At 36.8% G+C, this 14,254-nt stretch carries 13 protein-coding genes; 12 read left to right on the forward strand and 1 reads right to left on the reverse strand.

Annotated features, from left to right (window positions below; all coding sequences use genetic code 11):
- The 8 genes from AC4MRQ_RS20565 to AC4MRQ_RS20600 form a co-directional block, all read left to right on the forward strand.
- The coding region (locus tag AC4MRQ_RS20565) for a ParB/RepB/Spo0J family partition protein (protein ID WP_491199599.1) at positions 1–386 on the forward strand (386 nt) is incomplete at its 5' end.
- Positions 387–469: 83 nt separating this feature from the next.
- A complete protein-coding gene (locus AC4MRQ_RS20570) occupies positions 470–1,075 on the forward strand; it encodes a DUF5683 domain-containing protein (RefSeq protein WP_491199600.1) in 606 nt (201 codons plus the stop codon).
- A 6-nt stretch (positions 1,076–1,081) separates the two neighbouring features.
- Complete coding sequence (locus AC4MRQ_RS20575) at positions 1,082–2,623, forward strand: lytic transglycosylase domain-containing protein (RefSeq protein ID WP_491199601.1); 1,542 nt, start codon at positions 1,082–1,084, stop codon at positions 2,621–2,623.
- 104 nt (positions 2,624–2,727) lie between these two features.
- Positions 2,728–4,128: an SGNH/GDSL hydrolase family protein gene (locus AC4MRQ_RS20580; protein WP_491199602.1), complete on the forward strand. Its 1,401-nt coding sequence runs from the start codon at positions 2,728–2,730 to the stop codon at positions 4,126–4,128.
- Positions 4,125–5,627, forward strand: coding sequence for an MBOAT family O-acyltransferase (locus tag AC4MRQ_RS20585; RefSeq protein ID WP_491199603.1), 1,503 nt, complete (start codon positions 4,125–4,127; stop codon positions 5,625–5,627). The genes AC4MRQ_RS20580 and AC4MRQ_RS20585 overlap by 4 nt, the downstream gene beginning before the upstream one ends.
- Positions 5,628–5,736: 109 nt before the next feature.
- Positions 5,737–7,971, forward strand: coding sequence for a ligand-binding sensor domain-containing protein (locus tag AC4MRQ_RS20590; RefSeq protein ID WP_491199604.1), 2,235 nt, complete (start codon positions 5,737–5,739; stop codon positions 7,969–7,971).
- Positions 7,972–8,058: 87 nt separating this feature from the next.
- Positions 8,059–9,525, forward strand: coding sequence for a GAF domain-containing sensor histidine kinase (locus tag AC4MRQ_RS20595; protein ID WP_491199605.1), 1,467 nt, complete (start codon positions 8,059–8,061; stop codon positions 9,523–9,525).
- Positions 9,526–9,573: 48 nt separating this feature from the next.
- The gene (locus AC4MRQ_RS20600; protein WP_491199606.1) at positions 9,574–10,266 is read left to right on the forward strand and encodes a zinc metallopeptidase; all 693 of its coding nucleotides are present in this window, start codon (positions 9,574–9,576) and stop codon (positions 10,264–10,266) included.
- Positions 10,267–10,320: 54 nt separating this feature from the next.
- On the opposite strand, the gene AC4MRQ_RS20605 is transcribed toward AC4MRQ_RS20600, so the two are convergent.
- Positions 10,321–11,049 (reverse strand): RDD family protein, encoded by a 729-nt coding sequence (locus AC4MRQ_RS20605; RefSeq protein WP_491199607.1) that lies wholly within the window; start codon positions 11,047–11,049, stop codon positions 10,321–10,323.
- A gap of 110 nt (positions 11,050–11,159) precedes the next feature.
- Here AC4MRQ_RS20605 and AC4MRQ_RS20610 point away from each other — a divergent pair, with 110 nt between their 5' ends.
- From AC4MRQ_RS20610 to AC4MRQ_RS20625, 4 genes are read left to right on the forward strand one after another with little or no spacing between them, the layout of a single operon-like run.
- Positions 11,160–12,134 carry a stage II sporulation protein M gene (locus AC4MRQ_RS20610; RefSeq protein ID WP_491199608.1) on the forward strand — a complete coding sequence of 325 codons (975 nt, stop codon included), beginning with the start codon at positions 11,160–11,162 and terminating at the stop codon, positions 12,132–12,134.
- Positions 12,121–13,005: a hypothetical protein gene (locus tag AC4MRQ_RS20615; RefSeq protein ID WP_491199609.1), complete on the forward strand. Its 885-nt coding sequence runs from the start codon at positions 12,121–12,123 to the stop codon at positions 13,003–13,005. Before AC4MRQ_RS20610 ends, AC4MRQ_RS20615 begins: the two co-directional genes overlap by 14 nt.
- Before the next feature lie 5 nt (positions 13,006–13,010).
- Positions 13,011–13,733, forward strand: coding sequence for a hypothetical protein (locus tag AC4MRQ_RS20620; protein ID WP_491199610.1), 723 nt, complete (start codon positions 13,011–13,013; stop codon positions 13,731–13,733).
- A 9-nt stretch (positions 13,734–13,742) separates the two neighbouring features.
- Positions 13,743–14,225, forward strand: a complete 483-nt coding sequence (locus tag AC4MRQ_RS20625; protein WP_491199611.1) for a hypothetical protein — start codon at positions 13,743–13,745, stop codon at positions 14,223–14,225.
- Positions 14,226–14,254: the final 29 nt, after the last annotated feature.

Below are 14,254 nucleotides of genomic sequence, written 5' to 3' on the forward strand. Positions count from 1 at the left end.
TGCGATTGCTTAAATTACCAGCTGAGGTGCAACTAGGTTTGGTTGAGAAGCAAATTGGTATGGGACATGCACGTGCCATCATAAGTGTTGAAGATCCCAACGCTCAGTTAATGATATTTGACGAAACCATTAAAAATGACCTTTCTGTACGTAAGGTTGAGCAAATGGTTCGTGACCTTAATAATGGTGTTGACAGTAAAAAATCATCCAAAAAAAAAAAAAATCTACCAGAAGAGTACGAGGCATTAAAGTCTCAATTGTCAACGTTCTTTAGAACAAACATTCAGTTCTCCCGAACAGATAATGGAAAGGGTAAAATTGTGATTCCTTTCGGGTCTGACGATGAATTGGAAAAAATTATCAGCATTCTGGATAAAGCAAAATAATAACAGTTTATTTGCTTGAAATAGACTTTGATTTGACCACAAAGAAAAAACATTATAGCCAGCTGTGCTGCTTGGTGATCTTGATGTGTTTATCATTATCCCTTCATGCACAACGAACAGACGCTTTTATTAGTCAAGGTGATACGGCAACCATTGAAGGTATGCCTGTAGAAACACCAACGATTGAAAAGAAGCATTCTCCACATAAGGCATCTTTTTATGCTGCCATCCTTCCCGGATTGGGACAAGCATACAATAAAAAGTATTGGAAAATACCAATCCTTTACGCGGGAATAGGTGGTGTGGCCTATGCCATCCATTTTAATACCAAATTTTACAATAAATATAAAGCGGCCTATCGTGATTTTATTATCCGCGATCCTGGCAATAAAAGTTATCTTGAGTTTATCCCGCCTGGATTAACCGAGGATCAGATTTACGGTGAATACGAACAATGGTTCGAAGAAGCTTTAAATAGCAAAAAGCAGTATTATCGCCGTTATCGTGATCTTAGCTACATTGGCATGGTGGGCATTTATGTCATCCAAATTGTTGATGCGGCAGTTGATGCTCATTTTTACAATTTCAGTATCAGTGATGACTTAACCATGCAGGTGAGACCATCCATGATGGCACCTGCCCCAGGCGAATATGCAGGATTAGGTCTGCAGTTAAAATTTAAATTCTAGCGAATTATGCAAAAGGTGAAGAAACTGGCCATCGTGGCCTGTATGATGATTGTTGGAAGTGTTGCAAGCGCACAGAGTGAAGTTGATTCGATCCCTGAAGCAGATACACCTCCATATTTGGAAGAGTGCCTCGACAGCCTCTTAAATCAATGGTATATTAATAAAGCACCAGATCATTATATTTTAGATTCGGTTGCAAGTCAATCAAGCATAGGTAAATTACCCGACTCAGTTTATATTGAACGAATTGCAGCTATTAACTCGCCAATGCCTTATACCTATAATTCGATTGTGAAGAGTCATATCGAACTATATACCGTTCGTCGCAGAGAGTTAGTGCAAAATATGTTAGGACTTTCTGATTACTACTTTCCACTATTCGAGCAAGAACTGGATGCGAGACAAATGCCATTAGAACTGAAATACCTGCCAATAATCGAATCTGCTTTAAATCCCAGAGCTTACTCGCGAGCAGGAGCATCAGGGCTTTGGCAATTTATGTATTATACAGGAAAGCAATATGGACTTACCATCAATTCATATGTTGATGAAAGACGCGATCCTTATAAATCAACAGTTGCCGCCATTAATTTCCTGGATGACTTATATGCCATCTACAAAGATTGGTTTTTGGTAATTGCGGCCTATAACTGTGGACCTGGTAATGTTAATAAGGCTATTCGTCGTTCAGGTGGTCATCGTGATTTCTGGAAAATATATTATCATTTACCTAGAGAGACCAGAGGGTATGTACCTGCTTTTATTGCGGCTACTTACACATTTATGTACGCCAAGGAGCATAACTTATATGCTAATCCTAACAATTTACCAGTAGTCACTGACACGATATCTATCAACCAGGCGATTCACTTTAAGCAGGTAGCCGAAAAGCTGAATGTTAAGATGGATTATTTAAGAAGCCTGAATCCGCAATATAGAAAAGATATGATCCCGGCCGGAAGTGATTTTGCGTTAAGATTAGCCATGAATGATGCTTCCGACTTTGCTGCCATGGAAGACTCCATCTATGCTTTCAAAAGAGATACTTACTTTGTTAATGGCAAAACCACTGTAAAGCCACAATATTCAACCTACACCCCTGATATTCCTAAAAACAAAGCAACAGTTTATTACACAGTTAAATCAGGAGATGCTGTAGGACTAATTGCTGATTGGTATGATGTGCGTACATCCGATTTACGATACTGGAATAATATTCGCCGGAATGTAATCCGCGTTGGTCAGAAATTACGTATTTATGTACCAAAAGATAAAACTGAATATTACAGTCGCATCAATGATATGGCATACGCCGACAAACAGCGTTTAAGCAGTAAGACTGTAACTTCGAACCGATCAACTCCAAAGAAAAATGGGCCAATCGATCCAAATTATGAATACTATACGGTTCGTTCTGGTGATAACCTTTGGTCAATTGCTAAGAAGTACAATGGGATTTCCAATACGGATATAATGAAATTAAATGGTCTATCTGCGTCATCAAAATTGTGGATTGGACAAAAACTTAAAATAAGACCTAAGTCTTAGGAAAGCATATATAAAATTCAAGGGGTGGATATTCAATGAGCTATATTCACCCCTTGTTTAGTTTATTAGAAGATATTTCTTATTTTACAACAAATTAATAATCTATGAACCAATATTTTCGCATTCTTATCTATTTTATATTGATAATGGCGATTGCATTGGCTCTTAAAAAATTTGTTCCCTTCACTTATCAGCCGGCCAGTTGGCAAATCAGTCAGGTTGAGATTCCGATTATCAAAGATATTGACACAGTTGTTGAGGTTACCACTATTGTTGAAGATACTGTTCTAATAGCTGATATAGCTATTGAACCCAAAGATACTATTATTGAAGAGTACCATCTTAGTTGCCCAACTGCCTTTCTGGAACAATTAAACAGGCTTCATACAGAACTAGAAACAGCATCCACATCAAAAAGAAACATTCGAATTCTACATTATGGAGACTCTCAAATTGAGGGTGATCGCATAACAGCTCGTCTGCGAGAATCTTTTCAAAAACGATTTGGCGGTAGTGGACCTGGTTTAACAACTGTTTATGATCCCCTCCGTATTAATCCTTCGGTATGGATAGACAGTAAAGGAAAATGGAAGATTCATAGTGTCTATAACCGCCATAACATTCTGACACAAAAACAATACGGACTAATGGGGCGAACTGCAAGTTTAGAAGCTGCTTCTAAAGGCGAGTTTAAGATTAGTCCCAGCAGATGGGCTGAATCTCATGCTTCCAATTACCAAAAGGTGCGATTATTTATCGTGCCGCATTCAGATACTATTCTGATCAAAGGCCACATTAAAGAAACTGAAGTAATTAATGATTCTCTACCTCCATCAATTGATCTGACTGAGATCAGTTGGGAATTTGAGCAACTATCGCCAAAGCTAAATATTGAGTTAGAAAGTGAGAATCCAATTCATGTTTTGGGATGCGCGCTTGATAGTACATGCGGTGTTTCAGTTGATAACATTGCATTAAGAGGTCAGAGCTCACCAATGTTTCATAAAACAAATGCTGAACTTTTTACGGCCATGGGCGAGCATCTTAACATCCGCATGGTTATTCTTCAGTTTGGCACCAATGTCATCCCAACTGTAGATACCAACTACCACTTCTACAAAGTTCAGTTAGCAAAGCAATTTGATCTGTTAAAGAAATATTTGCCCGGAGTACCTGTCATGATAGTTGGAATTACTGATGCAGCCTATCTTTCAGAAGGAAAAATAATTCCGTATCAACACCTTAAACGAATACGCGATGCCCAAAAAGCTGTAACGCTGGAATATGATTTTGCTTTCTTTGATTTATATAAGGCAATGGGTGGTTCAGGCTCTATCGTTGAATGGACCAAGAAATCACCACCTTGGGCTTTAACCGATTACATACACCTGTCAAGGCGTGGAGGTGAAGTAGCCGCATCTTATATCATCAAAGCTTTATGGCATCAATTTGATCAGAATGAGCTGGCAGATACATGTTTAGTAACTCAAAAAACAGTCATATGAAAGAGTTATTAAATCACCTTGCTGGTCAGTCTGATCTATTTCTGTTTAGCCATGTGGCCTTTTGGTATTTCTTTGGTGTCATTTTGCTGGTCAATATGATATTCCAAAATAAACGCGGATTGAGAATCACATTCCTGTTTCTGGCCAGTTTGTATTTCTATTATAAGACAGGTGGTTATTTTTTCTGTTTATTGATTTTCTCAACGTTAACTGATTATAGCATTGGTTTAGGGTTAAATAAATATGAGCGCCCATGGATGCGACGGATGTTATTGGTATTAAGCCTGACTATAAACTTATCGGTACTGGGTTATTTTAAGTATACCTATTTCATTGTAGAGATCATCGAAAAACTGAACGATATTGACATTAACTCATTTGATTATCTGGCATCTGCAACTAATCAACTATTTGGAACAAATTTCAGTATCGAAAAAATCACCTTACCAATTGGTATATCCTTCTTTACCTTTCAAACAATCAGTTACACCATTGATGTTTATCGCCGACAGCTCACCCCCGTTAAAAACATTGTCGACTTTGGGTTTTATGTGTCATTTTTTCCCCAACTAATTGCTGGGCCAATTGTAAGGGCTAAAACTTTTATTCCGCAGATATATCGCAAATTAGTATTATCAGAAAAGTGGATTTGGTGGGCTATCCTTTTAATAACAGGTGGTTTGTTTAAAAAGCTCGTCATCTCAGATTTTATTTCGGTTAATTTTGTCGATCGCATTTTTGAGCATCCTATCTCCCACACTGGTTTCGAAGTTATTGTTGCTGTTTATGGTTATGCCCTTCAAATCTATTGTGACTTTGCAGGTTATACCGATATAGCTTTAGGCGTTGCTTTGCTATTAGGATTCCGCTTACCTAAAAACTTTAATCACCCTTATAAAGCTACATCGTTAAGTGATTTTTGGAGGCGTTGGCATATGAGCTTATCAACCTGGTTGCGCGATTACCTGTATATTCCTTTAGGCGGAAATCGAAAAGGTTCTGTTCGTACATTCATAAATTTAATGATAACTATGCTGTTAGGTGGTTTGTGGCATGGAGCTGCTATTAAGTTTATATTATGGGGAGCACTTCATGGTGTTGGACTAATGATTAATAAAGGGTTAAAGGGAATTATAAAAACCAATAATCGCATCATTAGATTTTTTGGATGGTTCTTCACATTTCATTTTGTGGTTATCACCTGGATTGTGTTTCGCGTTGATTCGTTACAAAATGCTCAAATAATAATGGATCGTATTGTTCATACCACTTCTCTTTCAGATGTTAAGAAAATAGTTCTCACCACCCCATACTTATTTCTTTTACTTATAATGGGTTATTGCATCCATTGGTTATCTGATAAATTCCGAACAAGAATAAAGCTACATTTTATTCTTGCTCCAATATGGATTAAAATTGGCATAATTTCGATTGCTCTTTATCTTGTATATTCTTTTCACCAAAGTGCATTATTACCATTTATTTATTTCCGGTTTTAAGCCAGCTTTAAAGATGGTTATAAATTAAAACCAATTTTCTATTTAATTGTCAAAAGTCATTTGTTAAGCTAATCCTAAAAAGGTATATTTAACTGTTAATTTAAAACCCATGAAACAGTCGTTGTTTATCTTTACACTGGTATTTTGGCTGGTTTTTCAATTAAGTAATGCACAATATTTCCATTTTAAGCAATACTCCCTTGAGGAAGGATTGCCACAGTCGGAAATTGCAGCCATTACGGAGGATCAGTATGGATATTTATGGGTTGGTACAAATGGAGGTGGTTTGTGCCGGTTTAATGGTAAGGACTTTGAAGTTTTTACCAAGAAAGATGGTTTACTGGATAATATTATTCTAGGAATTATTCATGATCGGGATTATAACCTATGGATTGCAACACCTAAAGGTATTCAGCGCTATGATGGTATCAATTATACTTCCATTCTAGAATCGGACACCACTTTGTTTAACGACCATGTTGATTTCTGTGAAACACAAAACGGTAAAATATGGTGTTTAGCCAGAATGATATCTGGTGAAAGAAGATTGCTTGAAATCGATAACAATGTTGTTAGCAACTTTTCTGAGAAACTTAAAAGTGAACTTGAGGGGAAAGGGCCCATCTATAAAATTCTACCCGACGGAAACAATGGCCTGTTATTGTCAACATCAAAACAGCTGCTTGTATTAAAAAATAATGAAATTAAGGAGTATAATGACGGACTTGTAGCTCAAGAAAAAAGAGTACTTCGCTATCCTCTCTTTCGCGATCGAAATAAGAACTTATGGCTCTCTTTGTTTAAATCAAAAGGCGATGAGAAATTAATCATTCACATTGACGGTAAGGGTGATAAAGAAATTGAATTGCCTGAAGCTTTAAATGATCACGCTATTTTCAAAGGACTACAGGATCGGGAAGGAAACTTCTGGTTCTTAATTGAAAGCGGTGGAGTGGCTCGCTTCAATAAAAAAGATGGCTGGCAGGTTTTCAATAAGGATAATGGCCTGCCTATTAATATGGTATCCAATATCCACCAAGACCCTGAAGGTAATATTTGGCTGGGCACACTTGGAGCCGGCCTGGTACGATATAGTGGTAACCTATTCCTTTCAATTAACAGAAGCAACGGATTAACCGGAGATATCATTCGCTCCATCTATCAGGATTCTAACGGCACTTATTATTTTGCTGATGGAGAAGGCGGTTTCAGTATGCTTAATGGAAAAACCATTACTTCTTTCCCACACGATGAGTTACCTGAACTAAGAGCCATTAAAGAGTTCTACGAACTTCCTTCAGGGAAAATTTTGTTAGCAACAATTAATGGGCTGTGGGAATTTGATGGAAAAAGAGCATTAACTGTAAATGAAAAATACGGCTGGGAGAAACACTTACCAATAAGTGACATTGTCGTTCAGAGAGATACTTTCTTTTTCTCAACTTATCGACATGGATTAATAAAAAGCTATAAAGGGAAAGCAACATTCTATAACAGTTATAATTCAAATATGCAGGATAATACCATATTTCATGTATTATCTGACAGCAAAAACCGATTATGGCTATCCACAAGTCGCGGCATCACCCTCTATAATAAAGGAGTCTTAACACCTTATCTGGAAGGTCAGGAAATTAACTCATCATACATCCTGCAAAGTGCAGAAGATAAAATGGGCAACATCTGGTTTGCAACATTTACCGACGGTTTGATTCGATACGACGGTAAAGATTGGATGTCCTTTGATACGGCTGATGGTTTATCAGCTGATAATATCTATTCGATTATTGCGGATGTTGATGGGAATATATTTGCAGGTGCACAAAATGGTATTGATAAACTTTCTATTTCTTCAACCGGAGAAGTAAGGAATGTTACTTTCTTTGATAAACATGATGGTTTTATTGGGATTGAAAACAATGGTACGGCTAACTTTTTAGATAAAGAAGGACATTTATGGTTCGGCACCATCAAAGGAGCAATGCGTTATAACCCTATGGAAAAACGCACCAACTTTCTGGCACCAAGCATTTACATCCGTGATATTGAACTATCCTACAAGCGCCCTAATTGGAAAAGTGACACTTACAAGTCATCATATGACTCGATTGTTCCATGGTTTCATGTCCCTGACAAGTTATCCTTATCGAAGAGTGATAATAACATCACTTTTAAATTTGATGCGATCTCTTACTCAGTTCCTGAAAAAATAAAATATCGTTGGCGACTTGAGCCAATTGAGACTGAATGGATAGAAGGATTTTCAACCACTGTTGCTTATCCATCTTTGCCTTCAGGAGAGTATACTTTTATAGTAAGTGCAGCCAATAATAATAATATTTGAAATGATGAAGGTGCCATCTTTCAATTTAGCATTCACCCGGAATGGTATCGCACGATATCCTTTAGAGTACTGATATTAGTATTGATTATGGGACTTTTCGGCGCATTTATTATATCCTGGCAACAACGTACCAAGACGATGCGCTTTGAGCTGGAAACACTAATATCTGCCAAAACCAAAGAGATTAATGAGCAAAAAAATGAAATAACCCGGCAGAGTGAAATTATCAAGGATCAAAATATTGAAATCGAAAAGCAAGCTCAATCAATTTCAAGTTCATTAACTGATCTCGAAAAATTGACTGAGATCGGAAAAATTCTGACTGCCAATTTGTCAACCGATAATATCTTTAATCTGGTTTATGAAGCTACCAGCAAGGTTATGGACACCTACTTATTTGGTGTAGGTATGTATGTAGAGGAAACAAACTCACTGGATTTCAATAATGTCATTTTAAGAGGAGAACGTGTTCCTTTTATGACTTTCCCGCTTGATGATTCAGAACGCTTATCTATTCACAGCCTGATTAATGACAAAGAAGTATTTATTGGTGATTTTACTAATGAATACAAAGATTACGTACAGGAAATAAGACCTGTACCCGGTGACATAAATAGCAAGTCGATTATATATATACCACTTAAGGTAAGCGGAGCTCCGTTTGGTGTATTAACTGTTCAGAGTGCTGAAAAAAATGCATACAGTTCCTATCACTTAAGTTTTATGCGCAACATTAGCATGTATACAAGTATTGCACTTGAAAATGCTAAGGCATTTAATCAGCTGGAGGAACAGCGCCAGTCGCTTGAGCAGGTGAACAAGAATGCTTTTGAACAAAATCAGTTAATATTGGAGCAACAGGCCGACGTAGATCGCCTTAATCAGGAAAACGATCACCTGATTGCTTTATTCACGCAAGAGATTGATCGTCCTATCACCTCTTCAGTGTCGTTAATCAACAGCATTAAGCATGAAGAAAATATTGATGTAAATGAAAAAGATGAGGCACTGCAATTTGTTTTTGATGCCTTGTGGCAAATAAAAGAGATGGTTAATCAAGTAAACGAAATCAAACGTCTTGAATCTGACTCTTTCGCTGTTAATATAACTGAGTTTTCAGCATATGCACTGATGAAAGAAGTTGTAGCACAATACTCAGAGCATTTGGCAGAGAAAGAAATATCCATCAACTGGAATACCACAGAAGAAATTATTAAGACCGATTATACTCTATTGGAAAAAATTATTTCTAATCTGTTATCAAATGCCATTAAGTTTTCCCCCCTGGATTCACAGATTACCTTATCATTGAATAAAACCGAACAGCAAGTGTCCATAAGCATTACAGATGAAGGACCTGGAATAGATGAAGAAAGCATCCCAACTTTATTTACTAAATACAAGAAATTTGAACCTGCTAACAAGAGCAAGACTCCTTCCTCTGGTCTGGGGTTATATATAGTGAAACGATATATTGATAGCCTGTCTGGTACAATTGAGTGTACAAGTAAAATCGGTGAAGGTACCACATTCACTATTTATTTACCATTCTAAGAACATTGGCAACGTTTTTGATAGCATACAAGTCTAAATTTTTTAATTATGCTATTAATCATTTTTATCTTTTTTATGGTTCTGAGCTTCATAGTAAGTTCAAGACTAAAGAGTAAGTTTAAAGCCTATTCGCAAGTTCCAATTAATTTTGGGATGTCGGGAAAGGAAGTAGCTGAGAGAATGTTGCGTCAAAATGGCTTGATGAATGTAAAGATTAATTGTGTGAGTGGTCAGCTTAGCGATCATTATAACCCAACAAACCGAACAGTTAACTTAAGCCCTGAAGTGTATAATGGACGAAGTGTTGCTTCAGCCGCTGTTGCCGCACATGAGACCGGCCACGCCATACAGCATGCCAATAGTTATGCATTTCTTCAATTTCGTTCTGCACTTGTTCCAATACAGAATGTAAGCGCAAAGGTTCTTAATTTCATGTTTATAGCACTCTTTTTTGGTGCTGTTGCCTTGCCGGGAATAATTAACCTTGATCTGGCGTTACAAATCATTATAGCTTGTTATTCAATTTTTACCCTTTTTGCATTTATTACATTACCGGTGGAAATCGACGCCAGTAAACGAGCTCTTGCCTGGTTGAATACTGCGGGCATTACAACACAGGATACACATGCGAAAGCAAAAGATGCATTGAAATGGGCAGCATATACTTATGTGGTTGCAGCGTTATCAGCATTAGTAACCTTATTATACTATGTAATGCTGTTCCTGGGCAACAGAGATTAAGCAAAGACTTTATATCACGTAATGCGGAACTACGTCAGTATTTCCGCATTTTTATTATTGGTGATAGTAGTTATAATCTTTAAGAATGCTTGTCAAGAACTCTTTAGATGGTTGATCTGATTCAATTTTCATCTTCTTTATAACCACCTCCTTGGTTTTTAACACTAACGGATGAGGAGCTCCTATATTGGTGTACTGATTATCTTTGGATGCAATCAATAAAACCTCTTTAACCGTTTGCATATCCGTATCCGATAATAAACTCACTTCCGGATATTTTGGTTGATAGCCTTCTTCCAACTCTATGTAGGCTGTACTGGTCAAACTCCCTTTAGGAGTAATCTTTAACACGGTTGTTTTTGCAACTATATCACCAATTCGTTGCCCTTTGCCTCCAATTATGATGGTTAAGAATCCAACTAACACGCCTCCAATCGGAAGGCTAAAATCTACCAAACGAAATATCCACCGTACAAAACAATCGATAAACCGTAATTCGCTACCGTCTATTTTTATCGCCCTGATCTTCATGGCCATCTTACCAAAACTTTGTCCATTTAAAAATGCTTCACAAAGCAGGTGATAAAAAACCACCGGTAGAAGAAACAACGTAATCCACCATTCAACATCATTGTTGATTGAATAGAATGATAAAAAAATGATCAAGCTATAAATGAATTGTATAAACGCATCAATGATATAGGCAAATATACGGTCGCCAACACTGGCAAGTTGATAATCAATGTTTACATTTTGAGTGGTAGAAATACTTAAATTTTCCATAAAAGCTGTGCGAATTGATAAGAATAGAAAATCAATAGATCAAAATTAGTAAAATAAGTTTTTTATGTGCTGAAAAATTCATTTATTCGCAATGCTCATGTGCCTGCCCAATGAAGGAGATTACATTTATAAATCGAAACAAAAAGCGCTGGGAACAATTTGAACAGCAATTAAAGAAACCATCTCAGATTAATCCGGATAGTTTGGCAGATCAGTTTATTCAGTTAACTGATGATTTAGCATACGCCCGAACGTTCTATCCGGGATCACACACATTGAGTTATCTAAATGGGCTTTCCCAGAAAACACACCAGGAGATATATCGTAATAAGCGAGAGAAAGGCAGCCGTATTCCAGCCTTTTTCAAAACCGAATTACCATTGGTATTACACTCGGCCAAACCTTATTTCCTGATTTCTTTTATTGTTTTTATGGCTGCCTGGGCTTTAGGGGTTGCATCCTCTTTAGCTGATATTGAATTTGTACGTACTATATTGGGTGATGCATATGTCAATATGACGCTTGATAATATTGAAAAAGGTGATCCGATGGCTGTATATGGCGACATGGGTGAATTACCAATGGCCTATTACATTATTTTTAATAATGTTGCTGTATCCTGGAAAATTTTTCTTTATGGCTTTCTCACGCCAATTGGAACTATCTACGGTCTTTTCTTTAATGGAGTGATGGTAGGTGCTTTCCAGACATTTTTCTTTCAAAAGAACTTACTTGGTGTTTCAACCTATGCAATAATGATTCATGGTACTCTTGAGTTATCAGCGGTGGTATTGGCAGGTGGTGCTGGTATAATGCTTGGTAAATACCTGTTATTTCCAGGTACCTACCCTCGCAAAGAATCTTTTGTGTATGGTGCTGTCAAAGGCGTTAAAGTAATGATTCCAATTACAATTGTATTTTTTATTGCCGGTTTGCTCGAGAGCTTTGTAACCCGTCACTATCAAACAATTGACAATTTGCTCAATATATTCATAATAGCGATCTCGTTGATAGTTATTCTTTGGTACTTTTTTATCTACCCGAGTATCGTCATCAAAAAATTTAAAGGCAATGACCGAACTTAAATTTGCACAACGAAGAGATTTCAGCGGAGTGATTAATGCCGCATTTGAGTTTTTTAAGCAAGAAGGCTTGATGTTTACAAAAGCCTTATTTACTTATACAGGGATTCCCATCATCATCTTGATAGCCACAATTATCCACACTGTTTTCCAGGCAATCAACGGACACTTCGCAGGTTTAGATCAATCACCAGATATAAGCACCGTATTGGCCCTTGTAATACCTGTAATTATTATTGCTTTCCTTGGTGTAGTAGTCCAAATAATGGTTATGGCCATCTCCTATGGTTATATAAAAGTTTATCATGAAAAAGGGAAGGGAAATTTCTCAATATCTGAAGTAGGTCAAATGATTGTGCGCAAATTCTTCCCAATAATAGGCTATACCATTGTTACCTCAATCCTGATTATGGCCGGTTTCGTAATGTTTATCTTGCCTGGTATTTACTTTGCAATCATCCTCTCCCTTATTTTCCCAATAATGTTTATTGAAGATAATGGACTCGGACGTAATTTTAATCGCTGTTTCCAGGTTATTAAAGACAACTGGTGGATTACGTTTGCAATAATACTTGTAGCCTCTATTATCGCAGGAATAGTTAGTGGTATTATAAGTGTTCCTCTTCAGATATACATACAATTCAAAATTCCAATAATTGCTCAATCAGGAGATTGGAGCCAGTTGAATGTTCCGTTTGTACTTATTTCCTACGTCCTACTGATAGTTCTCAGCACCTATTTAAGATCATTTGTTTATATAGTGACTGGCCTCCAATACTTTAGCTTAAGCAAGAAAGATGGATCAACCACGATTATGGACCGAATCAATCAAATAGGAAAAGAAAATACAGACACATCCAATCCAACACAATAACCATAGTGAACCAAGTTAAGTATCTAATAGCATTAATCCTACTGAACTTTGGAGTTCATTCCTTTGCTCAACAAGATAGCACTCAACATCATGTTGAGGCCTGGGATAATAGCATCGTTAATTATCGCTGTCCATCAGCAGATACTATAGCTTACTACAAAAGCCTTGATGAGTATAATTATGCTACTAATACGGAATTACTTAATTGGTGGCAAAAATTTATTAAGTGGATTTTATCATTCTTTCGGATGGGCGATGGCACCTTAAGTTTTGTTGGGTGGTTAATTCTCTTGCTGGGTATTGCAGCCATTGTTTTTATTATCATTCGACTTCTTGGTGTTCCTATTAAAGGACTTTTTGTTTTCTCCAAATCAACTAAAGTGACCCAACTCAATTTTGCTCTTAATAATATGGATATTGAATCTGATGAATTAGAGAAAATGTTGAGGGTCTATACTCAAAATAAGGCCTACCGTGAAGCCACACGGGTACTGTTTTTACTTAGCCTCCGGGCTTTGCACCGAGGTAAACACATCAGGTGGAATGTTTATAAAACTGATCGAGATTATTACTATGAAGTGGATAATTCCGAGTTAAAAGAAATATTCCTTTCCGTTATTCGGAAATACGAGTATGTTTGGTTTGGTAAGTTTGAGGTAAGTGAGCCAGAATTTAAGTTGATCAACAATGAATATCAACAGTTCATCAATCAGATTATGACGAAATAAAAACCATTAATGAAAGAATCATCTTCAAATAAAGTATTGATTATTGCAATGATTCTCATTGCAATGTTGGTGGTTATGGTTTTGTCTAATTCGCCGAAAACCATTGATTGGTCATTGAGTTTTTCAAAACATGATACAAAACCGTTTGGAAGTAAACTGCTTTTTGAACAACTAAACGAAGTAGTTGATGAATCCAATATCAAAACATCACACAGCACATTTTCAGAGTTTTTCGATGATGAAGTAAATGATGGAACCAACCTTATTGTCATTAATAACACTTTCAGGCCTGATTATGATGACCTTTACAAGTTTGAAGAATTGCTCGAACAAGGGGCAAATATATTCCTCTCGGCATCTGACCTGTCAGATACGATAAAGAATCTATTCGATATTAAGATGCGACAGCATTTTGGTGCAGGTAATATATTTACCGATTCAGTTAGTTTTAATCTGGCCAACCGTAAACTTAGAACACATCTGGGGTATTGATATAAAAAAGGAATAACTAACAATTATTT

It is taken from the genome of Carboxylicivirga sp. (assembly GCF_982718395.1).

Coding starts and splice junctions, on each gene's coding strand:
- AC4MRQ_RS20605 (WP_491199607.1), bottom strand. CDS start 11,049: ATGGAAAATTTAAGTATTTCTACCACTCAAAATGTAAACATTGATTAT.
- AC4MRQ_RS20570 (WP_491199600.1), top strand. CDS start 470: ATGTGTTTATCATTATCCCTTCATGCACAACGAACAGACGCTTTTATT.
- AC4MRQ_RS20575 (WP_491199601.1), top strand. CDS start 1,082: ATGCAAAAGGTGAAGAAACTGGCCATCGTGGCCTGTATGATGATTGTT.
- AC4MRQ_RS20610 (WP_491199608.1), top strand. CDS start 11,160: ATGAAGGAGATTACATTTATAAATCGAAACAAAAAGCGCTGGGAACAA.
- AC4MRQ_RS20580 (WP_491199602.1), top strand. CDS start 2,728: ATGAACCAATATTTTCGCATTCTTATCTATTTTATATTGATAATGGCG.
- AC4MRQ_RS20615 (WP_491199609.1), top strand. CDS start 12,121: ATGACCGAACTTAAATTTGCACAACGAAGAGATTTCAGCGGAGTGATT.
- AC4MRQ_RS20595 (WP_491199605.1), top strand. CDS start 8,059: ATGGGACTTTTCGGCGCATTTATTATATCCTGGCAACAACGTACCAAG.
- AC4MRQ_RS20585 (WP_491199603.1), top strand. CDS start 4,125: ATGAAAGAGTTATTAAATCACCTTGCTGGTCAGTCTGATCTATTTCTG.
- AC4MRQ_RS20625 (WP_491199611.1), top strand. CDS start 13,743: ATGAAAGAATCATCTTCAAATAAAGTATTGATTATTGCAATGATTCTC.
- AC4MRQ_RS20600 (WP_491199606.1), top strand. CDS start 9,574: ATGCTATTAATCATTTTTATCTTTTTTATGGTTCTGAGCTTCATAGTA.
- AC4MRQ_RS20590 (WP_491199604.1), top strand. CDS start 5,737: ATGAAACAGTCGTTGTTTATCTTTACACTGGTATTTTGGCTGGTTTTT.